Here is a 21,233-nt window from a genome sequence, read left to right as displayed (position 1 = left end):
GATCAGGAAAAGCGGCGGTTTCAGCCATTCTGGCAACTATGAACTAAAATCATTCTCTAGCCATTTTTGCCAGCTATCACGTACCAATGCTTGCTGCTGACTGAAATGTCCGACTGAAACACGGCTGGATAACGCTTGCAAAGCTAAATGATGCAGTTCATCACGCATGGTGATATAAGCCTGTGTCAGCGCCATCGATTCTTGCTCATCCATGATGTTATAGTTCGCCATTAATTCGAAAATTCGCACATTATCGGACCAGCGAGTCAGCTTTGCATTTTCCGGGGCATAACGCAGTACCTGATATTGAGCAATAAATTCAATATCTGTGATCCCTCCCGGATCAGCTTTGATATCAAATTGATCCTGTTGATTGCTGCCCAAGTGCCGATACATTTTCTCTCGCATCTCACGCACTTGTTGACGCAGAAGATCGGGATCGCGGGAAAGACATAATGTTTCTCGGCGAATACGTTCAAAATCACTACGCATTTTCTCATCACCAAAAACCATACGAGCACGAATCAGAGCCTGATGTTCCCAGGTCCACGCTTCATTTTTTTGGTAATCATCAAAGGCTTCAAGAGTGCTGACCAGCATTCCCGACTCACCGGATGGCCGTAGGCGGGCATCAACGTCATACAATACCCCTGACGCCGTTCGGGTACTGAACAAATGCATAATACGTTGGGCAAGACGTAAATAAAATTGGCGGGCATCAATAGAACGGGCACCATCCGTCATCACACCCATAGGGCAATCCAGTAAAAACACCAGATCCAAATCAGAACCATAACCGAGTTCCCACCCACCCAATTTGCCATAACCAATAATGGCAAATCCCAATCCTTGCTGTTGGGATAAATGCGCCGGAACACCATAGCGTTTTGTCATTTGGTTCCACGCCAGCTTCACAACAGCCTCAATAATCGCTTCTGCCAAATAAGTCAGATGGTCACTCACTTTCATCACAGGCAAGACTCCCGCAATGTCTCCTGCTGCGATACGCAATAATTGTGCTTGCTTAAATTGACGCAGAGCCTCCAGCAATTGTTCTTCATCATCCTCAGGAATGCGCAGTAAATATTGATAAAGCTCGTCGCGATAGGCTTCCATCGGTAACGGCTGATACAACAATTTGGGATCAAGTAGTTCATCCAGTAATAACGGATGACGGGCAAGCTGGCTGGTTATCATCGGAGAAGCGGCACAAAGCCGGATAACATGAATCATGACCTGCTCTGATTCCAGCATCAGTTCCAGATAAGTCGTACGGCTAACGATACTGAGCAGCAGAGAAATAATCCGCTCCAAAACAATATCAGCATCTTCCCGAGCGCCGATTTTTCCCAACAGACGAGGCATCAATTGATCAAGCACATCCCTTCCCCGTGGACCAATGGTGCGCTTACTGACGTCCTTACGGAAAAGTGCCATCACATCAAGCATTTTCCGGGCTTGCATTTCATCAAGATGAGGAATCAATACGATGAGTTCATCGGTGTTAAGGACTTCCTGCCATAAACTTTTGAACGGCATATGGTTGGCCTCTTCGCTATTTTCTTCTATTTCATCGCCAATCAATTGTCGGAAGATAGTTCGCACAGAGTTCATTTTGCGTTCAGTTTCTGCCATCAATTCATTCCAAGCGGCAAAATTCATTCCCCAAGAGAGACGAGCACGATCCAGCTCATTATCAGGCAAGGTTTGCGTTTGTTGGTCACGAATAGATTGCAGCAAGTTCTCAAGCCGACGTAAAAACAGATAACTTTCTTCCAGCTGTTTCAACTGCTCCGTGGGCAACAAAGCCAAATCGTCAATGGCCTTCAATGCGGGCAACAATGAACAGGATTGCAGGCTCGGTTCCCTTCCCCCGCGAATAAGCTGAAAAACCTGAGTGATAAATTCAATTTCACGGATTCCGCCTGCGCCCAATTTAATATTGTCTTTTAATCCCCGACGACGAACTTCCCGTTCAATCATGCCTTTCATATTGCGCAAAGATTGAATTGCACTGAAATCGATATAACGACGGAAAATAAACGGGCGCAACATTTGGCGCAGCTCCTGACAATAAGCCTGATTACCAGACCCCAAAATACGCGCTTTCACCAAGGCATAACGCTCCCAGTCACGCCCTTGTTCCTGATAATAATCTTCTAACGCCAGAAAACTAAAAACCAAAGGCCCACTGTCACCAAATGGACGTAATCTCATGTCTACACGATAAACAAACCCATCTACGGTTTGTTGATCCAGCGCCTTAATTAATTTCTGCCCCAATCGAGTAAAGAATTGAGAATTATCCATTTCTCGACGGCCACCTTGCGTTACGCCATTTTCTGGATAAGCAAAAATAAGGTCAATATCAGAGGAAAAATTGAGTTCTCCGCCACCCAACTTTCCCATCCCCAAAATAAGCAGCGGCTGTGTCACACCATCACTATTTGCAGGCGTTCCCCAATCCTGACAGCAACGCAGGTAAAGCCAATCGCGGGCGGCTATAATCAAGGTTTCAGCCAATATACTTAATTGCTGTAATGTCTGTTCTGTCGTACTAGTTTGCAATGCCTGTGACCATGCAATCCTGACCAATATCCGATGACGGAAAAGACGTAAACTCCGCATCAGACCATTTTCATCATTTGCCACCAGCAATGCTTGTTCTAACCAATAGGCATAATGTTGCCACTCCTCTGGTTGAGGGGGATTCTGGCGTATATCTTCCAGCCATACCGAATGAGATAACACGTTTTCTGCCACAAAATCACTCAATGACAGCACAGCCTGTTCATTAGGTGAAAAGGACGTTACTTTTTCCCCCAATGACGGAAAATTTGCAGCAATATGCTGGAATTGTCGAGCTAAGGGTAATGAAAGTGGCAGCATAACTGTTTTCCTTACTGACTGTTTTTAGCCGATCTTAAGTTGTTTTTACGTTTTTTTAGCCATTTTTTACATAATAAAAGGCTTATCAGTGCTGAACCATCAACCATTGCATTAACGCCAGCTTGCATTTCAGCCAAGAAGCGCTGTAACACACGATTTCAGCGTCTGAATTATTTGCAGACCAAGCTTCAGAGGACGTATTTTGAGAAGGCATCGTTTCGGAGAATACAGTTGCTGGAGATAGCATCACAGGAGATAAAGCAGCCCTTAACTCCGGCAATAAATCAGCTAATAACGCCAATATCGGCAAATGTTCAGTCTGTCTTTCAGTCAGTTTCGTCATCCACTGTAACACCTGCACCAATCCCATTTTTCCTTCTGGCAAACCTGCGAGCCATCCTTCTTCTTGCTCTTGCCACTGAGCCAGAATTTCAGTCAGAAGCACAGACAATGGCTGCTGCCATTCCAACTCGTCCGGCACATTTGGCAATGTTTTATGTGACAAACTATTTTTATGTAACAAACCATTTTTATGTGACAAACCATGAACAAGCGCATATCCCCGCGCAGCCTTGCTTTTATTTGCTAAACGCAGGCCATCCTGTGATGCCAGTTTGCTTGCTAATGACAAAACATCAGTGATATTTCCGTTTTTCAGTTCCAGTTCAAATTCACAAATAGGTAAAGTCTGACTTCCTGAATCTCTATTTTCAGAAAAAATGGTTCCCTGATCCAACACCACTTCAATTTCACTTTCTCCGTAGGTTATAAGCCATTTTTCACGGTTAAAGTCGGTGCTGAATAATTGATTCAATTGCGCTTGTAAATGGTCAAGATCTGTATTTTCAGGCCAGATATGGTCGGGAAATTGTGCTAAATCTAATTCAGGATGATGTAAAGGAACGTTGAATTCAGGGCGCTGGTGTAATCCTCCAATGACTTTGCCCGCAGTTTTGATGGTCATTTCATAGTGCCCGTCAAAACCCCGAATGCGCAGCCCCATATCCCAACGCCGTAATTGATTATCTGCCGTCTCAAAATAAATATTAGTCAGATGTTGTGGTGAAGTGTAATCATGAGGAAACTGAAATAACTGCTGGCGAACTGCCGGTATTGCATCAGGCTTCACGGACAGTTTCAATTCTATTTCTACAGAACTCATATTTTTTATTCCTCACTTGATATCACAAAATTTTTTCTCAATTCTGTTCACTTTTTTCACAGAAGAAAAAATTCTCACAAAAGAGAAAATAAACCACAATAGGGTGTTCTCTCAACAAACATCATATTTACTTCGCCAAAAACCCCCTAACAGGGCCTGTATTCCATCAGTTGATATAGCATTTATTCTGGTTTACTGATTGCACCTATAAACTTAACTCTTTACTATCCTTTAAGTAGTTTGGATCACGATTAGCCTATATTCGATTAATCCGTACACAAAGAACAGTTGAAAACAGAATGCAAAAACTACATCAATTATTTATCCTGTTATTGAGTTTTACCCTTCCATTATCCGTACACGCTGAAGAAAAACGCTATGTTTCTGATGAGCTGTCAGCTTACATTCGTAGCGGTCCAAGTATTAATAATCGTATCATTGGCTCAGTTAATGCCGGTGAAGAAGTTACCTTAATCAGCCCCAAATCAGATAATGGCTACTTGCAAGTAAAAGACCGAAAAGGGCGTACAAGCTGGATACTCGCCAGTGAACTCAGCAACATTCCGAGCCTGCGTGAACGTATTCCTTCTATGGAACAAAAGATCACAACACTGACCGAAAATCTATCCACGATTGACGAGAGGTGGAATAAGCACACTGCCGAGCTACAAAACAAAGTGGCAACCAGCGATAAGATCATCAGTGATCTGAAAAAAGAAAACGAACAGCTCCAGAATAAATTGATCGTGGCTGATAAAAAGGTAGAAATTGCCAATTCGCATCTGGATAAAAGACAAAGAGAAATTATCTTGCAGTGGTTTACATATGGCGGTGGTGTTGCGGGAATTGGCCTGCTTTTAGGGTTGATGCTGCCATACATTATTCCCCGTCGTAAAAGTAAAGATCGTTGGATGAGCTGATTTAAGGAAGTAAGAGTGAAAATTTATTTGGTTGGTGGCGCCGTTCGCGATCAATTATTGGGTCTGCCCGTAACTGAGCGGGACTGGGTTGTCGTTGGAGGTTACCCTGAGGAACTGTTGTCTCAGGGGTATCAACAAGTTGGAAAAGATTTCCCCGTTTTCCTGCACCCTAAAACCCATGAAGAGTACGCGCTGGCACGTACGGAAAGAAAATCAGGTCAGGGATATACTGGCTTTACCTGTTATGCCGCTCCCGATATAACACTGGAAGAAGATCTCCTGCGCCGTGATTTAACAATTAACGCCATTGCCCAAACGCCCAAAGGTGAATTAATCGATCCTTATCACGGTGTGAATGATCTCAAAAATCGCATCCTGCGCCATGTCTCCAGTGCATTTTCAGAAGATCCATTACGTGTGTTGCGTTTGGCTCGTTTTACTGCCCGCTTTGCCCATTTAGGCTTTTCAATTGCACCAGAAACACAAGCACTCATTATAGAAATGGTCGCAAATGGTGAGTTGTCATCACTGACTCCTGAGCGGGTTTGGCGGGAAACTGAAAAAGCGCTCTCTTCACAATCACCACAAGCCTATTTTCAGGTTCTGCGTGATTGCGGAGCATTGACCGTGCTTTTTCCTGAGCTTGATAACTTGTTTGGCATTCCTCTGCTTGGACATGATGCAGGGCTTCATTCATTGCACGCTTTGCAAATATCTACCCAATTGAGCAAAGAAATAGACATTCGTTTTGCCTCTCTATGTTGCCATATCGAAATGACACCGCTGAAACAAATGTGCGAACGGCTGCGCATTCCCAACTCAGCACGCGACTTAGCCACGATTGTGACGCAATATCACCATTGGGTACATATCGCAAAACAATTGCCTCCAGAAGCCCTGCTGACCTTATTTAATGCCGTGGATGCCTGGCGCAAGCCTCAGCGCATTGAACAGCTGATTACCTGTAGTGAAGCGGCCTATCGTGTAGCAGACAACAATGGATATACAGAAGCAGAAACTTCATCCTATCCACAAAGTGATTATTTGCGTGAAGTGTTTACCATTGCCAATCAAGTAAACGTCCAAGAAGTGATTGCCCGTGGATTTCAGGGCGCTGAAATACGAACGGAGCTGGAACGTCAACGACACATTGCCATCGCAGATTGGAAACAACAGTTGATTGGTTAACTTAATCAATCAACTCAAGCGTCCCGAATAATTAATTTAACTGGGGCGCTTGTTAATGCGATCAGCCAAAGAACCCGCTAATCAGTTTGCACTCCGTTCAATCACTACACCGACACTTTTTGCTTGTGCAACCGCGCCCAATTTACTGACTTTAACCCTTACCCAAGGTGAATGAAATTGGGTCAGCAAGATATCCGCCACTTCTTTTGCAACCCGCTCGACCAAGGCAAAACGTTGGTTAGACACATGATTAATGATGGCTTCACTAACTTTGGCATAATCCAGACAGTGTTCAACATTATCACTGGAAGAGGCGCGTTTGTTGTCCCATCCCATTTCGATATCGAACACTAATTTTTGTTTAATAGACTGTTCCCAGTCATAAACACCAATAGTAGTAATGACTGTTAATTCTTCAATAAATACGATATCCATCACGACCTTTTCCCCGTTTTTCAGTTCACCAGATACCACTTCCGGCGAAATGTGCGTATTATCCATTGTTAGACTTAAGAAAACGACCCTTATTCATTGGAGATATCTTATGAGTGCAATCGCGCTTGGCATGATCATCTTCGCGTACTTGTGTGGCTCTATATCCAGCGCGATATTGATCAGCCGTTTGGCAGGGCTTCCTGATCCCCGTCAGCATGGTTCCGGCAATCCAGGGGCAACGAATATACTGCGCATAGGAGGGAAGTGGGCTGCATTAGCAGTACTGGTTTGTGATGTTCTAAAAGGGCTAATACCTGTTTGGTTGGCTTACAAACTCAACATTTCCCCATTGTATTTAGGCCTTATTGCCATTGCAGCCTGCCTGGGGCATATTTATCCCCTCTTCTTCCATTTCAAAGGAGGAAAAGGTGTGGCAACTGCTTTCGGTGCCATTGCTGCCACTGGTTGGGATCTGATGGGATTGATCGCGGGTACGTGGTTGCTGACGGTTCTGTTAAGCGGCTACTCTTCATTAGGTGCCATCGTTGGTGCATTAATTGCGCCTTTCTATGTCTGGTGGTTCAAACCTGAATTCACTTTTCCCGTCGCAATGCTGTCATGTCTAGTGCTTGTGCGTCATCACGATAATATTCAACGTCTTTGGCGAGGACAAGAAAGCCGTATCTGGCAGAAACTGAAAAAGAAACAGGAAATGACAGATAAAGAGAAGATTCAAGCTGCCAAAGAGCGGGAAAAACAAGACAACTGAAAGCGGATAGCCCCCAATAAAGGGGCTTTGCTCTTATCCTCATCTCTCTCAAAACGCCTTTATCTCCTATAAACAATTCAAGCACTCAACATCTAGTGGAGTTCCATTAGAAAAAATGGCTCCTCATTGAAGAACGGTGGCTTTATTCCAATTTTGTCGTGAAAGATACTACACTTTTTAATATTGATTGTTTTTCACTCATTAAAGGAATTGAATTAAAAGAATCGAATTAACACGGCAAAAAACCAAATAACCGATGGGAGAGACCTTATGAAAGCTCTTGTTTATCATGGCGCAGGCAAAAAACATTGGGAAGAAAAAGCACCACCTCAACTTATTGAGTCAACCGATGCAATCGTCCGCATTATCAAAACCACTATTTGCGGAACAGATCTACATATCCTCAAAGGGGATGTTCCAACTGTAGACATAGGACGAACATTGGGTCATGAAGGTATTGGGATAGTCGAATCTGTTGGAGAATCAGTCCATAATATCAGGGTGGGTGATAAAGTAATTATCTCCTGCATCACGGTTTGTGGCCGTTGTCGTTATTGCAAACGGCAGCTTTATTCCCATTGTGAAGATGGCGGTTGGATACTTGGACATAAGATCGATGGAACGCAGGCTGAAAAAGTGCGAATTCCCCATGCAGATAACAGCCTGCACCGTCTGCCGGAAGGCATCGATAAAGATGCGGCATTAATGCTCAGTGATATCCTGCCTACGGGTCTTGAGATCGGTGTCATCAATGGCAGGGTACAACCGGGTAATACCATCGCCTTGATCGGCGCAGGCCCTGTAGGGCTTTCTGCGTTACTGGCATCGCAGTTCTATTCACCAGCCCATATCATCATGATTGATACCGATGATAACCGCCTTCGTGTCGCACAACAGTTTGGCGCTAACACAGTCATCAACCCCACACATCAAAATGCGGTCGAAACAATCCAGAAGCTCACAGATGGCATTGGCGTCGATGTTGCGATTGAATGTGTTGGTATCCCTGCAACATTCAAGATCTGCCAAGATATCATTACCGCTGGTGGATATATTGCTAACGTTGGTGTTCATGGAAAATCCGTTGAATTGCACTTAGAAGATCTTTGGATCAAGAACATCACCATCACGACAGGATTAGTAAACACAAGCAGCACACCTATGCTGCTGAAAAGCGTCCAATCCGGCAAGATTTCACCTGAAAAGCTGGTAACCCATCGCTATTCGCTGAGTGAAATTGAAACCGCCTATGAAGTTTTTGGTAACGCTGCAAAGGAGCAAGCCCTGAAAATTGTTCTGACGGCAGAATAAACAAAGGGATAATCAGGTACCACGCCATTTGAAAGACGAAAGGTATAAAAGGCTGAGTCCCAAATGGCACTCAGCCTATATCAAACAGCGTGTTTTTTATCATTTTTGCAGAGCAGGAAGATCCGCCAACGGCCAACGTGCTTTTACCGTTACACCCAATTCACCGGCAGCTCCTCCTTGCAAACGGATCATGCCAGCCAACGCGATCATTGCCCCATTATCAGTACAGAATTCAGGTCGGGCATAGAAAACCTCACCTCCCAACTTTCCCATCACTTCCTGCATCTTGGTACGCAACGTCCGGTTTGCACTAACTCCGCCCGCCATCACCAAACGTTTGAATCCCGTCTGTTCCAAGGCGCGTTTACACTTTATCGCCAATGTATCCACAACCGCATCTTCAAATGCGCGGGCAATATCTGCTTTGGTTTGTTCATCCTCAGCCACATCATGGCCATGAATGTTATTGCGGATCGTATTGGCTGCGAACGTTTTCAGACCAGAGAAGCTGAAATCCAGCCCCGGACGATCTGTCATCGGACGCGGGAAGACAAAACGTCCCGCCTTGCCCTGCTGTGCCATACGGGAAAGCACTGGCCCGCCCGGATAATCTAATCCGAGCAGTTTTGCTGTTTTGTCAAAAGCCTCACCAGCCGCATCATCAATGGATTCACCGAGCAATTTGTATTCACCAATACCCGTTACGCTAATAAGCTGGGTATGACCGCCTGAAACCAATAAGGCAACAAAAGGAAACTCAGGAGTGTTTTCTTCCAGCATTGGTGCCAGCAAATGGCCTTCCATATGATGCACGGGAATGGCAGGCACATCCCATGCAAATGCCAGCGAGCGCCCGATGGTTGCCCCTACCAACAACGCACCGACCAACCCCGGCCCCGCAGTGTAAGCAACTGCATCAATATCTTTACTCGTCAGGCCCGCTTCCTTCAAAGCCGCCTGAATCAAAGGAACCGTTTTACGAATGTGATCACGGGACGCCAGTTCAGGCACAACACCACCATAATCAGCATGTAGCTTGACCTGACTGTATAATTGATTGGCTAGCAGACCGGTTTTGCTGTCATAAATTGCGATTCCGGTTTCATCGCAGGACGTTTCTATACCTAAAACTCGCATTGCACTATTCGTCTCGTTGTTTTACGTCTCGTTGTTTAGTCACTATACACATTCGTATTCCTTTCAACGGGCGCCAGTGTAACACTATCTATTTATGTACCTCTAATCTATTTATTTACCTCTATATCTAAACCCTCCGATAGATATCCGCATCCCTCTGTTTGCTTCACTCTCCGCCAATAACCACTCTTCGTACCAATATTCTCGCCACTGAGTCCATTACATGCTGGCTATTTTTTCTGTTTAGTCTATAATCAACACCCTACTTGAATATCCTGTGTGGTTAATGTTAATGACGCCGACGTCAGATTGCTTGTTTTGCGTACAAAAAAGCATCCTGTAACCCATGGCGTTATCGGTTTCAATTTGCCTCGGCACTTTACAAAGCCGTGTTCATTGAAGTAAAATTCCGCACCATTTTAAAGACGGCTGGCACTATCAGGCCAGCGACAAACCCGATTTCTATTGAGGTGAGAGGCACATGCCAGTAATTAAAGTACGTGAAAACGAGCCATTTGACGTAGCACTGCGTCGCTTTAAGCGTTCTTGCGAAAAAGCAGGCGTATTAGCAGAAGTTCGTCGTCGTGAGTTTTATGAAAAACCAACGACTGAGCGCAAACGCGCTAAAGCTTCTGCTGTTAAGCGTCATGCTAAGAAGCTAGCTCGTGAAAACGCACGCCGCACTCGTTTGTACTAATCTTTGCGGTCAATCCGCTTAGTGGTTGTATTAACAAACTATTGCAGTTAAAGGCCGTGCTTTCCCAAAGGAAGCGCGGCTTATTCTCGTTCATCAACAGGCGTAAAAGGGCTTATGGCTGGACGAATTCCACGCGCATTTATCAATGACTTATTAGCAAGAACCGATATCATTGATTTGATCGATGTTAGGGTGCCTCTGAAAAAGAAAGGTAAAAATCATCAAGCGTGCTGTCCTTTTCATAACGAAAAAACCCCTTCATTCACTGTTAATGGTGATAAACAGTTTTATCATTGCTTCGGTTGCGGAGCTCATGGCAATGCCATTGATTTTTTGATGAATTATGACAGGCTGGATTTTGTCGAATCCATTGAAGAACTGGCTGCAATGCATGGGCTGGAAGTTCCTTACGAAGCAGGCTCCGGCGGCAGTCAAATCGAACGTCACCAAAGGCAAAATCTTTACCAGCTGATGGATAAGCTCAACAGCTTCTATCAGCATTCACTGAATATCTACGGCGCTCAATCAGCCCGACAATATTTGGCTCAACGTGGGCTCAGTGAAGAAATCATCAATCGTTTTGCCATTGGTTTTGCTCCTGCGGGATGGGATAACGCCCTAAAACGGTTTGCCCATAACGAGGAAGATCGCAAACAGCTAAATGATGCAGGAATGCTGGTCACGAACGACAATGGTCGCACTTACGATCGTTTCCGCGAACGTGTGATGTTCCCTATTCGCGATCGTCGTGGTCGTGTGATTGCATTCGGCGGCAGGGTGCTGGGAGATGCGCTTCCCAAATACCTGAACTCGCCGGAAACAGAAATATTTCATAAAGGCCGTCAGTTATATGGCCTTTATGAAGCACAGCAAAGCCACAGTACGCTTACAAGGCTATTGGTGGTTGAAGGTTATATGGATGTTGTAGCATTGGCCCAATTCGGTATTGACTATGCCGTAGCTTCGCTAGGAACATCCACGACAGCCGAACACGTTCAGTTGCTTTTCAGGACAACCGATAGCGTCATCTGTTGTTACGATGGTGATCGTGCGGGCCGTGATGCTGCATGGCGCACATTGGAAACGGCACTGCCTTACCTGAATGATGGTCGGCAATTACGTTTTATGTTCTTGCCTGATGGCGAAGATCCTGATTCACTGATTCGAAAAGAAGGGCAGGAAGCGTTCGAACAGAGAATAGAAAAGGCATTGACTTTATCTGAATTTTTATTCGAATCACTGCTGCTACAGGTTGATTTGACTAGCACTGAAGGCAAAACCAAGTTCAGTTCACTTGCTATGCCTCTTATCGGTCAAGTGCCAGGGGAAACATTACAGAGTTATCTTCTTCAAGAATTTAGTAAACTGTTTGGTACAGCTGCGCCTGATACAAAACACTTGGAACTAATTTTGGCAAAACAAGTCAAAAAACATACAAGCCCAGATCAGACACTAAAACTGAAACCAACTACAATGCGCATATTGATCGCATTGCTGGTGCAAAATCCGCATTTAGCGACGTTAGTTCCCCCACTACAGGGAATGTTTTCTACTCAAATAGCAGGATTGCCGCTATTCATAGAGCTTGTTGACACGTGCCTTGCCCAACCCGGTTTAACCACCGGACAACTGTTAGAGCAATATCGCGATAATAAATATGCTAAACAGCTTGAAAAGCTTGCTGCATGGAACGATATACAGATAGAAGAGATTGCTGAAAAAACTTTTAGCGATGCACTGAATCATCTTTTCGCGTCAGCACTTGATGAACGTTTTAACTTTCTGATTGCCAAAGAGAGAACTGAAGGCCTAACACCAGAAGAGCGTGAAGAAGTCCGGTTGATTACGGTTTCTGGCGCGAGGAAATAAGAATCTGTCTCAGCAAAGCTATTTACTTCAAGATTACATTACTCGGAGACTATATTACTTGGCTTACTTACACAATAAGTCTTACGCAATAAGTTCGCATCCGTAATATAACTTGAGAAAATATAGCTTGGTGAAACAGGTTTTAAATCAAAACCTAAAATTACGACACAGAATTCACGGCTTAAATGCCGCATTAGGTAGGGTAAATAACCCTACAATTGCCGCAATTGAGGGCAGCGGCAATATAATGAAAACGCCCTCAAATGTTATTGTTGGCATATTTGTTTCGCCGACCGACACCAACCAATACTCTGAAGTGTGGATACCGTCTTATGGAGCAAAACCCGCAGTCACAGCTAAAGCTACTTGTCACCCGAGGTAAGGAGCAAGGCTATCTGACCTATGCTGAGGTCAATGACCATCTGCCGGAAGATATCGTCGATTCTGATCAGATAGAAGATATCATCCAAATGATCAATGACATGGGCATCCAGGTAATGGAAGAAGCACCTGATGCCGATGATCTCATGTTGGCAGAAAATACAAACGACACAGATGAAGACGCAGCGGAAGCAGCCGCACAAGTGTTATCTAGTGTCGAGTCAGAAATCGGTCGTACCACTGATCCGGTTCGCATGTACATGCGTGAAATGGGTACGGTTGAGCTTCTGACTCGCGAAGGTGAGATTGACATTGCAAAGCGCATTGAAGATGGCATCAACCAAGTGCAGTGCTCCGTTGCTGAATACCCTGAAGCAATTACTTACCTGCTGGAACAGTACGACCGTGTTGAATCCGCCGAGAGTCGTCTGTCCGATTTGATCACAGGTTTTGTTGATCCTAACGCAGAAGAAGATCTTGCACCAACAGCTACTCACGTTGGCTCAGAACTTCCTCAGGAAGAACTTAGCAATGATGATGAAGATGATGATGAAGATGATGAAGATACTGACAGTGATGATGATAACAGCATCGATCCAGAATTAGCTCGCCAGAAGTTCCAAGAACTGCGTGAGCAATACGAACTGACTCGTCAGGCAATCAAAACTCACGGTCGCAGTCATCCTAATACCGCAGCAGAAATATTGACTTTATCTGAAGTATTCAAACAGTTCCGTCTGGTTCCAAAACAGTTTGATTATCTGGTCAACAACATGCGTTCCATGATGGATCGTGTACGTCTTCAAGAACGCCAGATCATGAAGATGTGTGTTGAGCAGTGCAAAATGCCAAAGAAAAACTTTATTACTCTGTTCTCTGGCAATGAAACAAGTGAGACATGGTTCACCGCTGCAAAAGCAATGAACAAGCCATGGTCTGAAAAGTTGCTGGAAGTTGAAGACGAAGTTTTGCGCAGCCTGCATAAATTACACCAGATCGAAGAAGAGACTGGCATGACCATTGAGCAGGTCAAAGATATCAACCGTCGCATGTCAATCGGTGAAGCGAAAGCCCGTCGCGCGAAGAAAGAGATGGTTGAGGCCAACCTGCGTTTGGTTATTTCGATTGCGAAGAAATATACCAACCGCGGTCTGCAATTCCTCGATTTGATTCAGGAAGGTAATATCGGTCTGATGAAAGCGGTTGATAAATTTGAATACCGTCGTGGTTACAAATTCTCAACTTACGCAACGTGGTGGATCCGTCAGGCGATCACTCGTTCTATCGCGGATCAGGCACGCACCATCCGTATCCCAGTACATATGATTGAGACCATCAACAAACTCAATCGTATTTCCCGTCAAATGTTGCAGGAAATGGGTCGTGAGCCTTCACCGGAAGAGCTGGCAGAACGCATGTTGATGCCTGAAGACAAGATCCGCAAGGTACTGAAAATTGCCAAAGAGCCAATCTCCATGGAAACCCCTGTGGGTGATGATGAAGATTCACATCTGGGCGATTTTATCGAGGATACCACTCTCGAACTGCCGCTGGATTCAGCAACTTCAGAAAGCCTGCGCTCAGCCACGCACGATGTACTGGCAGGTCTGACTGCACGTGAAGCGAAAGTTCTGCGTATGCGTTTTGGTATCGATATGAATACTGACCATACTCTGGAAGAAGTGGGTAAACAATTTGATGTAACCCGCGAGCGTATTCGTCAGATCGAAGCAAAAGCACTGCGCAAACTGCGTCATCCTAGCCGTTCCGAAGTACTGCGCAGCTTCCTTGATGACTAATCAACAAACTTGCTGATAAGTCTGAAAAGCGTCTGTTTCGGCAGACGCTTTTTATTATTCGCGTATAAATCCCTGATATTCAAACAATGGCTTAAACCCAATGCGTCGATACAATCCATTACCATCACGAGAAGCATCTAAATAGCACGCAGTTGCACCATATTGTTTAGCTTCATTCAACACATGATTGAGCAAAGCAGAAGCATATCCCCTTCTCTGTTTCTCCACCAATGTACTAATTTCATCAAGGCGAACAATATTATCTAATCTTGATAAAGTTAAAGAAGAAACCGGCTGACCATTGACATACAAGACATAATGCTGCAGATTTTTCCCCGCATCCAAAGCCGCCTGATGACATTTTTGGTATTGCCCAGAAATAGCATCACCTGTCTCAAATGCGCTTTCTACAAGGATTGCCCAATCATCCAAACAGTGGTTAACACACCGAATATCGTATGCCATAGCTGATAGATCACTCATTTGCCAATTCACCAAATCAAGTTGCATGGCGGTAGTTATACTATCAGCATCAAACACAAATCCTGCCTGCTGTATCACTGCTAAAGTTTGACTATCTGGTTCTACAGCAACAATCGCAAAAGGAACGTAAGTTTTCTCATCCAGCAACTGAATCCCTTTTTGCAAATCCTCCGCAGTCTGTTGATTAACATTGATCACCAACACAAAATTCAATGAATGCGTTTCAACACCGGTCACATAGGCACGAACACTTTCACTAATATGCTGAGACATTTGGCTAATAGATGAGAAAAAATGATCTTCTATTTGGTGATGAGTCCAAATATCCGCCACTAAATTATGTTCTTCCATATTGATTTACCAAAATATTTTTATTAAAAGTAATAAGAATGGTTGAAAATCGATGAAAAATACAAAACTACACTAACACAGCTTCATTGGCCAAATCATGGGCGCAGCACAGTAAATAATCAGAAACATTTATTATAAAAGCTACCAATATCACTAAAAAAGATTTCAGATTACTTCCAATAACCTGAGATACGTTAAAATACCCTGATTATTGTATACAAAACACGCATATGAATTTTGGGGGCTAGACCTAAGACCAAACTGTACCGTATAATCTCCCCACTCTAACGGCCCCTTAGCTCAGTGGTTAGAGCAGGCGACTCATAATCGCTTGGTCGCTGGTTCAAGTCCAGCAGGGGCCACCAGATTTATCAAGGGGTTGCATCAAAAGTGCGACCCCTTAGTTTTTTCTAGGATACCCATAGGATACCTTCTGGCAGTAGCGTGAGGTATAACCGATTAACACCGCTACGGTAATGAGCCGTTATCGTATTTCTCTCTGTGATACTTATCACGTTCCCTGAACATACGACGCCTAGCTTTCTGTTTCCTCCCTAATTGCCACTTGCAATACAAAAAAGCCATGAATGCTAAAAATGGCTAAGTCTGAATACCATTCCAATCTCAAGGCTTCATACCAAAACTTATTCTTTTCACGATAGATAGTAAGCTAAGGAAATTTATTCTTGTGGTTTGTTGCGAGCCTTACACTCAATAAGCTGACCGCCCATATTAAAATAACGGCTAGGCCAGATCTCTGAGGGATATATTTCAAGATAGTTGGCAATAATCCACTTTCCTTTAGGACAACTTCCATCAATTGATCATTGATGATGGCGATTTAGACAGGGTTCTCAGTTCAGCTTTTAATGCCGTTCGGATATAGGGTTTTTGACCAATATCCCACTGCTTTTTCAGTATACTGAACCCAAAGGACAAACTATCGGTTTCATGGTCAACGATGAAATAACCGCGTTTAAAGTCACCCAGATAGATCACCTTATCCGGCATAAATTCTATGTAATGGGCAGGCAAGCTCATTAACATGTCGGGATCAGTCGCCTGTAAACGTTCCCGCTCTTCAGAAGCTCAAACCCACGATATTGTTCATGCGTAAAATTGGTGGCACAATCACTTGCATCAGATTTTGTGATTGCTGACAAGGGATACGATAGCAAAGCCTTTAGAAATTATGACAAACAATCAGGGGCGACAGCGGCCATTCCGTCTAGAAAAAATAGTCGAAAATCCGATAAGCATACTGATAGAGGTTTATATTGTTACCAGCAATTGGTGGAAAATGTGGAATTATAGCAAGATAATCTGACGATACTCGGAGAATTCATGAACCCCATCATCAATCTAAAAAATCTTACTCTCAAGTCTTGGAAACAAGGTGAGTTCTATGAGGGATCAGATATTTCCTTTGGACAACAGCTTGGCCTCAAGCATTTAGGTATCACCTATAACGAAGTGCCAAAAGGTAAAAGTAGCTGCCCGTTTCACAACCATCATAGCGTGGACGAGCTTTTCTTTGTTCTTGAAGGTAACGGCACTTACCGTTTTGGCTCCGATGAATTTTCGATCGAGAAAGGTGACGTTGTAAGCGCCCCGGCGGGAGGGCAAGAGACCGCCCATCAAATAATCAACACTGGTTCAGTTCCATTGTGCTATCTTGCTATTTCAGCGAATGTTTCAGCAGATGTGATTGAATATCCGGACTCGGGTAAGTTTCAGTCTGTGTTAAAGCAGCAAAACGGAAAATTGTTTCATTTTGTTGGACGGGTCAGCAACGAAGTTGATTATTGGGGCGGTGAACCCGGAGCGTAACAAAGAAATATCGTCACGTTAATTACATCAGGGCAGAAAACGGGCGCAGATGCCATGCGTCTGTTCCGTATTTATCCGCTGGCTCCTACACTACAACTATTGGCTAAAAAAGATGTTGGCCGTCGCATGGATTTTGATATTGAAATCATGGTGCGACTCTTTTGTCAGGTAACAGAAAGTCAATTTGTGCCAACACAAGTCACTGTTCTGCGCAACAAAATCAGGATACTTTTCTAAAGGAATTTTCATATTCAAAGGGTGACATATCACCATTTGCAGTATGAAGCCTGATTAAATTGTAATATCGCATGTACTGTGCAACATCATTTTTCATTTGCTCACGTGCTAATTGGGGGACTTAAATAACCCGTCATGTTTTAAACTCCCAAAGAAACGTTCAACGACAGCATTATCCCAATAGGCTCCAACATCGCCCATACTCGCTCTAATACCAAAGTTATCAAGTAAAGCACCATAACGTTTGCTGGTATACTGTGAACCTCTATCGATATAAAACACCAATCCTTTCGGCAGTTGGCGTAAATGGTAGGCTTTGATTATGGCTCGACTGACTAAAATAAGCAGCACGGCTGACATTCAGCGCGTGACAAAGCCAGATTACGGGATACTTAGTCGCTAATTGTTTAATGATTTGAAACTTTCCTACGTTTCCTTGAGCAAGAGGGCACTGGCTTTTTTTAGGATTTCTTTCTCCATTTTCAGCTGATTAATTTCTTTGCATAACCTGGCCAGTTCAGCGCGCTCATCCGTACTTAAGATTGTCCCAGATTGTTCAGCTTCAAATTTCGCTTTCCAGCTGTAGAGTAACTTAACTTACGATGCCCAACGATGTGGCGGCTTCCGGCGCGCTATATCCTTGCTCTCGCACTAATGCCACAGCCTCTTGCTTAAATTCAGTGGGATAAGTTCTATTTTTACGTTTTGTCATTTTACACTTCAATAATGGGATCATATTCCGTTATTAAAGTGTCCTGTTTAATTAAAGCAGATCAATCTTCCAGTTAGATTGGTATAGACAAAGCGCTGGGTAAAAACCAGCGCTTTGTTATTAAACAGAGATCATCACATGGTAGCCTGATATCATTGCTATATTGCTATAAAGAATGTTTTTCAACCACCAAATCAACACCTTCGTTTAAAAGCTCATTAATAGCGAATACAGCCCACAATCTAATGCAAAGTGTATCAATGTATTATGTGCAATTATTATACAGTCATATTAACCAATCACAGGGGAATACTTCTGTTTCAACCCATCGGATTTATACGCCGTGTTCCTTATCACGCTGGCGTTCTCCGGGGTGCCTGTGTTGTGATGGGTATGCGCAGCGGTCAGTTCTGCCAGTTCCCTGACCACATCCAGTGTGTCTAACATCAGGGTCATGACGTTAAGTTGCTGGCTGCCCACCCAGACCACGGGCGCGACAATTTCTTGCTTGGCTCCGGCAATGCTCTGCTTAAGCAGGCCAATTTTCTCAATCAGCGTTTGGCCGACGTCGATAGTGACCTCTTTCCCGACACTGGCGACGAAATTCGATGAGGTTGCCACACTGTAGTCACCCTCTGCGATTTGCTGGACAGCGCCCGCCAATAGCGTGGACGTTCCCAAGACCGTGATTTTATCCGTCGCCTGTATCGTGGTATCCCGTGCAACGACGGTGCGGTTTTCCGTGTCTGCCCTGACTTCACGGTGCATGGACGATTCATTAATCGTCTGGTCAGTCTGGCGTATCCAGCTCCCTTCCTGTGTCACGCGCTGCGAGACTTCCGCCCGCTGCTGCTGCAACTGTTCACCGGGTTGGATATCCGGCAGGGTATTGCCTTGGCTCAGAGTTTGGCGAATAAAGGGTTTGTCCGGTCGTCCGCCCTCGAACGCAATTTCAACCACCGTGCCAATGGGTGGGTACTGGAACATGCCCGATTCACCACCCGCCATCGGCAAAGGTAGCGGCACGGCACGGTAAACCGGGGCAGCAGCATCTTTGCCGTTATCATCCAGCAATTGCACATCAACCGCATAGCGTGGCCGGAAAGGATCGGAAATATCACCGCTAGCTGTACTTTCCGTGTGTGCCTCAATGCGCGCAAATTTAGGCAAATGCAATCCGGCTGATAATTCGGGGTAAGTGGCATCAATCTGGCGCTGTGTAGGCGTTTTGGTTTCCGACTGACCTGCTGATATCCATGTAATTGTCATGTTCTCATTGTTCAGATTGACCTTACTCAGCCGTTGCTGATTAACCACAAAGCCGGGACGCAATGATTGGATCATGGGGATTGTCATGGCATTGCCAGCGGACTGACTTTGGCTGAATTCATTCGGAATTTCAACAGGTTTTCCGGCAAACATCGAATGCGCCCAACTGCCGATATAAACCGAACCATCCGGCAATTGATGCCAGATATAATCCTCAATGGCAAAGACCTGCCCCAGATTCGCCAGCAACTGGTAGCCCGTGCCGTTATGGGTGTAGTGCGGGATCGGTTTATCAATATAAAGCGCTTCCGGCAGGGTAAACATCAGTCCGCTGTGTTCCTGCAACCAGCCCACAATCTGGCGTAAGGTCGGGTGCTGAAACGAACACGGCCACGGACGGTCAAACACGCCGACCAATTCACGCACAAACAGGCGCTGATAGCCGTTCTGGGCAGGCTGCGAACGCTCCACATAGCCCGTAAACCAGCGCAGCAACAAATCTGTGTAACCCACATCGAGGCGCACCAATTTTCCGGTGTAATCCGTGGTTGTCTCTGCCGTGATAAAGCCGCGGCCGCAAGATGAAAGTTCCAGCATAAGATTGGCATCCACCAAATGGATCTCATCGCCGGAGAGATGAAGTCGGTTAATCGGTGTCATTATTTGGCAGGCCCTATCCAATCATTAATCGGCTTCAATACATTGCGTTCAAACCAGCTTAACTCTTCTGATTCTTCCTCTACGACACCCCCACCCTGTCTTGTTTGTTTTTTGGCCTTCACATTGCCGGCAGTACGAGCATCGCGTTTTTCAGCCACAGATAAATGCTCCCGCAGAGTAAAAGTGACCTGCCATGCCTGTTTGCCGTCCACCTTGCTGGCATCAATCGTGCCCGTAAACGTACCGATGCGAAAGTTAATGGCCTGTGCGGTCAGGTTGGCAATCCGGTAGCGTTTCAGGTTACCGCCGTCTTTCGCTTCCGCCAGTGCAAACAGGCGCGACAGGGTTTTCTGTTCGGTAAAGGGAATTATGCCCGTGATGCGCAATTCTTTCGGTTTGATGCCCTGTTCGGCCACGGCGGTACTGGAAGACTGGCCGCTCTGGTCTTGATCCTGAAACATCATGGAGGGCGTGACGGTCAGGCTTTTTAACGCAATAGCCTCGCCATCAAGGGCGAGGGTGATAATCTGGCTCATGGAGCATCCTTTCTAATGGGCGGATATCGTCCCCGGCAAACAGAACTGCCAGTGTGTAAACCGCGTCCGGTTCGGGGATATGCTGACGTAATTTTTCTGCCACGTGTGCACCGCTCCCTTTCCCTGAGAACGCCCAGACCGTGGCCGATTTTCCCGCCAATCCGCTCATGGCATCGGTAACTTGCTGCAAGGCGGATTGCCGGGCGGCGGTCAACGCGGTTAACTGGGATTTTAACCCGGCAAGACTGCTGCCCGCGCTGGCCTGTGCGTTGGCTTGGGCTATCAATTGCGCATTGACCGCCTGACGGCTGGTCGCCGTTGATAAGGGTTGCGGCAGCGGTAATCCGCCGCCCGGCTTGCCCGGCAATTGCATTTTTGTCGTTGCCAGACTTTCGGCGGTTTTTGCCATCCGCTTGACCTGTGCAAACGTGGGCAGCGGCAGCACGGCTGAAAACTGCGTGAGGTGCTGCATAAATTCAGCGTGGGTTTTGGCGCACACCATCAGTATCAGGCTGTTGATATGGCCTGCCCCCATGAGTTTATTTGCCAGCGTGTCAATGGCATTGGCCGGGCTTAAGTAACTGCCGCTGTCGGTTTG

The 21,233-nt window shown here is 45.3% G+C and carries 17 protein-coding genes, 1 tRNA gene and 4 pseudogenes; 11 read left to right on the top strand and 11 right to left on the bottom strand.

Annotation, left to right across the window (positions count from 1 at the left end; translation table 11 throughout):
- Window positions 1-36: 36 nt before the first annotated feature.
- Window positions 37-2,889, bottom strand: coding sequence for a bifunctional [glutamate--ammonia ligase]-adenylyl-L-tyrosine phosphorylase/[glutamate--ammonia-ligase] adenylyltransferase (glnE, locus tag Xvie_RS04845; protein WP_086108224.1), 2,853 nt, complete (start codon window positions 2,887-2,889; stop codon window positions 37-39).
- Between the two features lie 85 nt (window positions 2,890-2,974).
- Complete coding sequence (locus tag Xvie_RS04840; RefSeq protein WP_086108223.1) at window positions 2,975-4,051, bottom strand: CYTH domain-containing protein; 1,077 nt, start codon at window positions 4,049-4,051, stop codon at window positions 2,975-2,977.
- 299 nt (window positions 4,052-4,350) lie between these two features.
- On the opposite strand from Xvie_RS04840, the gene Xvie_RS04835 reads away from it, so the two are divergent.
- Together Xvie_RS04835 and Xvie_RS04830 are read left to right on the top strand one after the other, a co-directional pair.
- The gene (locus tag Xvie_RS04835) at window positions 4,351-4,971 is read left to right on the top strand and encodes a TIGR04211 family SH3 domain-containing protein (RefSeq protein WP_086108222.1); all 621 of its coding nucleotides are present in this window, start codon (window positions 4,351-4,353) and stop codon (window positions 4,969-4,971) included.
- 15 nt (window positions 4,972-4,986) lie between these two features.
- Window positions 4,987-6,159 (top strand): multifunctional CCA addition/repair protein, encoded by a 1,173-nt coding sequence (locus Xvie_RS04830; protein WP_086108221.1) that lies wholly within the window; start codon window positions 4,987-4,989, stop codon window positions 6,157-6,159.
- Between the two features lie 81 nt (window positions 6,160-6,240).
- On the opposite strand, the gene folB is transcribed toward Xvie_RS04830, so the two are convergent.
- Window positions 6,241-6,594 carry a bifunctional dihydroneopterin aldolase/7,8-dihydroneopterin epimerase gene (folB, locus tag Xvie_RS04825; protein WP_086108303.1) on the bottom strand — a complete coding sequence of 118 codons (354 nt, stop codon included), beginning with the start codon at window positions 6,592-6,594 and terminating at the stop codon, window positions 6,241-6,243.
- 109 nt (window positions 6,595-6,703) lie between these two features.
- Here folB and plsY point away from each other — a divergent pair, with 109 nt between their 5' ends.
- Together plsY and Xvie_RS04815 are read left to right on the top strand one after the other, a co-directional pair.
- Window positions 6,704-7,363: a glycerol-3-phosphate 1-O-acyltransferase PlsY gene (gene plsY, locus Xvie_RS04820; protein ID WP_086108220.1), complete on the top strand. Its 660-nt coding sequence runs from the start codon at window positions 6,704-6,706 to the stop codon at window positions 7,361-7,363.
- Window positions 7,364-7,633: 270 nt separating this feature from the next.
- Window positions 7,634-8,674: a zinc-dependent alcohol dehydrogenase family protein gene (locus Xvie_RS04815; protein ID WP_086108219.1), complete on the top strand. Its 1,041-nt coding sequence runs from the start codon at window positions 7,634-7,636 to the stop codon at window positions 8,672-8,674.
- Window positions 8,675-8,773: 99 nt separating this feature from the next.
- Here Xvie_RS04815 and tsaD read toward each other — a convergent pair whose 3' ends face one another.
- Complete coding sequence (tsaD, locus tag Xvie_RS04810) at window positions 8,774-9,811, bottom strand: tRNA (adenosine(37)-N6)-threonylcarbamoyltransferase complex transferase subunit TsaD (RefSeq protein ID WP_086108218.1); 1,038 nt, start codon at window positions 9,809-9,811, stop codon at window positions 8,774-8,776.
- Window positions 9,812-10,292: 481 nt separating this feature from the next.
- On the opposite strand from tsaD, the gene rpsU reads away from it, so the two are divergent.
- From rpsU to rpoD, 3 genes are all read left to right on the top strand, one after another.
- Window positions 10,293-10,508: a 30S ribosomal protein S21 gene (gene rpsU, locus Xvie_RS04805; protein WP_001144069.1), complete on the top strand. Its 216-nt coding sequence runs from the start codon at window positions 10,293-10,295 to the stop codon at window positions 10,506-10,508.
- A 114-nt stretch (window positions 10,509-10,622) separates the two neighbouring features.
- On the top strand, window positions 10,623-12,377 hold the full coding sequence (gene dnaG, locus Xvie_RS04800; protein WP_086108217.1) for a DNA primase: 1,755 nt from the start codon (window positions 10,623-10,625) through the stop codon (window positions 12,375-12,377).
- Between the two features lie 332 nt (window positions 12,378-12,709).
- Entirely contained in the window at window positions 12,710-14,557 is a 1,848-nt protein-coding gene (gene rpoD / locus Xvie_RS04795; protein ID WP_086108216.1) for an RNA polymerase sigma factor RpoD, read from the top strand.
- A gap of 54 nt (window positions 14,558-14,611) precedes the next feature.
- Here rpoD and Xvie_RS04790 read toward each other — a convergent pair whose 3' ends face one another.
- On the bottom strand, window positions 14,612-15,391 hold the full coding sequence (locus Xvie_RS04790; RefSeq protein ID WP_086108215.1) for a GNAT family N-acetyltransferase: 780 nt from the start codon (window positions 15,389-15,391) through the stop codon (window positions 14,612-14,614).
- Window positions 15,392-15,680: 289 nt separating this feature from the next.
- On the opposite strand from Xvie_RS04790, the gene Xvie_RS04785 reads away from it, so the two are divergent.
- Window positions 15,681-15,756, top strand: a tRNA-Ile gene (locus Xvie_RS04785).
- Window positions 15,757-16,071: 315 nt separating this feature from the next.
- Here the strand turns inward: Xvie_RS04785 and Xvie_RS04780 are convergent.
- Window positions 16,072-16,197: pseudogene (locus Xvie_RS04780) on the bottom strand (helix-turn-helix domain-containing protein); the annotation flags it as partial.
- Between the two features lie 139 nt (window positions 16,198-16,336).
- Window positions 16,337-16,468, bottom strand: a pseudogene (locus Xvie_RS04775) (phage major capsid protein); the annotation flags it as partial.
- A 4-nt stretch (window positions 16,469-16,472) separates the two neighbouring features.
- Here Xvie_RS04775 and Xvie_RS25115 point away from each other — a divergent pair.
- The 3 genes and pseudogenes from Xvie_RS25115 to Xvie_RS04760 all read left to right on the top strand — a co-directional run.
- Window positions 16,473-16,693: pseudogene (locus tag Xvie_RS25115) on the top strand (transposase); the annotation flags it as partial.
- 42 nt (window positions 16,694-16,735) lie between these two features.
- Window positions 16,736-17,221, top strand: a complete 486-nt coding sequence (locus tag Xvie_RS04765; protein ID WP_086108214.1) for a cupin domain-containing protein — start codon at window positions 16,736-16,738, stop codon at window positions 17,219-17,221.
- A gap of 54 nt (window positions 17,222-17,275) precedes the next feature.
- Window positions 17,276-17,458, top strand: a complete 183-nt coding sequence (locus tag Xvie_RS04760; protein WP_086108213.1) for a hypothetical protein — start codon at window positions 17,276-17,278, stop codon at window positions 17,456-17,458.
- Here Xvie_RS04760 and Xvie_RS04755 read toward each other — a convergent pair.
- From Xvie_RS04755 to Xvie_RS24345, 4 genes and pseudogenes are all read right to left on the bottom strand, one after another.
- Window positions 17,442-18,194: pseudogene (locus tag Xvie_RS04755) on the bottom strand (transposase). The gene Xvie_RS04760 and the pseudogene Xvie_RS04755 overlap by 17 nt on opposite strands.
- 267 nt (window positions 18,195-18,461) lie before the next feature.
- On the bottom strand, window positions 18,462-20,099 hold the full coding sequence (locus tag Xvie_RS04750; protein WP_086108212.1) for a type VI secretion system Vgr family protein: 1,638 nt from the start codon (window positions 20,097-20,099) through the stop codon (window positions 18,462-18,464).
- Window positions 20,099-20,635 (bottom strand): baseplate complex protein, encoded by a 537-nt coding sequence (locus tag Xvie_RS04745; protein WP_086108211.1) that lies wholly within the window; start codon window positions 20,633-20,635, stop codon window positions 20,099-20,101. Before Xvie_RS04745 ends, Xvie_RS04750 begins: the two co-directional genes overlap by 1 nt.
- Complete coding sequence (locus tag Xvie_RS24345; RefSeq protein WP_339373932.1) at window positions 20,607-21,044, bottom strand: hypothetical protein; 438 nt, start codon at window positions 21,042-21,044, stop codon at window positions 20,607-20,609. Before Xvie_RS24345 ends, Xvie_RS04745 begins: the two co-directional genes overlap by 29 nt.
- Between the last annotated feature and the right edge of the window lie 189 nt (window positions 21,045-21,233).

This window comes from Xenorhabdus vietnamensis (assembly GCF_002127535.1).
Classification (GTDB): domain Bacteria; phylum Pseudomonadota; class Gammaproteobacteria; order Enterobacterales; family Enterobacteriaceae; genus Xenorhabdus; species Xenorhabdus vietnamensis.
This window is presented reverse-complemented; position numbering and strand designations above follow the sequence as displayed.

Coding starts and splice junctions, on each gene's coding strand:
- glnE (WP_086108224.1), bottom strand. CDS start 2,889: ATGCTGCCACTTTCATTACCCTTAGCTCGACAATTCCAGCATATTGCT.
- Xvie_RS04840 (WP_086108223.1), bottom strand. CDS start 4,051: ATGAGTTCTGTAGAAATAGAATTGAAACTGTCCGTGAAGCCTGATGCA.
- Xvie_RS04835 (WP_086108222.1), top strand. CDS start 4,351: ATGCAAAAACTACATCAATTATTTATCCTGTTATTGAGTTTTACCCTT.
- folB (WP_086108303.1), bottom strand. CDS start 6,594: ATGGATATCGTATTTATTGAAGAATTAACAGTCATTACTACTATTGGT.
- plsY (WP_086108220.1), top strand. CDS start 6,704: ATGAGTGCAATCGCGCTTGGCATGATCATCTTCGCGTACTTGTGTGGC.
- Xvie_RS04815 (WP_086108219.1), top strand. CDS start 7,634: ATGAAAGCTCTTGTTTATCATGGCGCAGGCAAAAAACATTGGGAAGAA.
- tsaD (WP_086108218.1), bottom strand. CDS start 9,811: ATGCGAGTTTTAGGTATAGAAACGTCCTGCGATGAAACCGGAATCGCA.
- rpsU (WP_001144069.1), top strand. CDS start 10,293: ATGCCAGTAATTAAAGTACGTGAAAACGAGCCATTTGACGTAGCACTG.
- dnaG (WP_086108217.1), top strand. CDS start 10,623: ATGGCTGGACGAATTCCACGCGCATTTATCAATGACTTATTAGCAAGA.
- rpoD (WP_086108216.1), top strand. CDS start 12,710: ATGGAGCAAAACCCGCAGTCACAGCTAAAGCTACTTGTCACCCGAGGT.
- Xvie_RS04790 (WP_086108215.1), bottom strand. CDS start 15,391: ATGGAAGAACATAATTTAGTGGCGGATATTTGGACTCATCACCAAATA.
- Xvie_RS04765 (WP_086108214.1), top strand. CDS start 16,736: ATGAACCCCATCATCAATCTAAAAAATCTTACTCTCAAGTCTTGGAAA.
- Xvie_RS04760 (WP_086108213.1), top strand. CDS start 17,276: ATGCGTCTGTTCCGTATTTATCCGCTGGCTCCTACACTACAACTATTG.
- Xvie_RS04750 (WP_086108212.1), bottom strand. CDS start 20,099: ATGACACCGATTAACCGACTTCATCTCTCCGGCGATGAGATCCATTTG.
- Xvie_RS04745 (WP_086108211.1), bottom strand. CDS start 20,635: ATGAGCCAGATTATCACCCTCGCCCTTGATGGCGAGGCTATTGCGTTA.
- Xvie_RS24345 (WP_339373932.1), bottom strand. CDS start 21,044: ATGGCAAAAACCGCCGAAAGTCTGGCAACGACAAAAATGCAATTGCCG.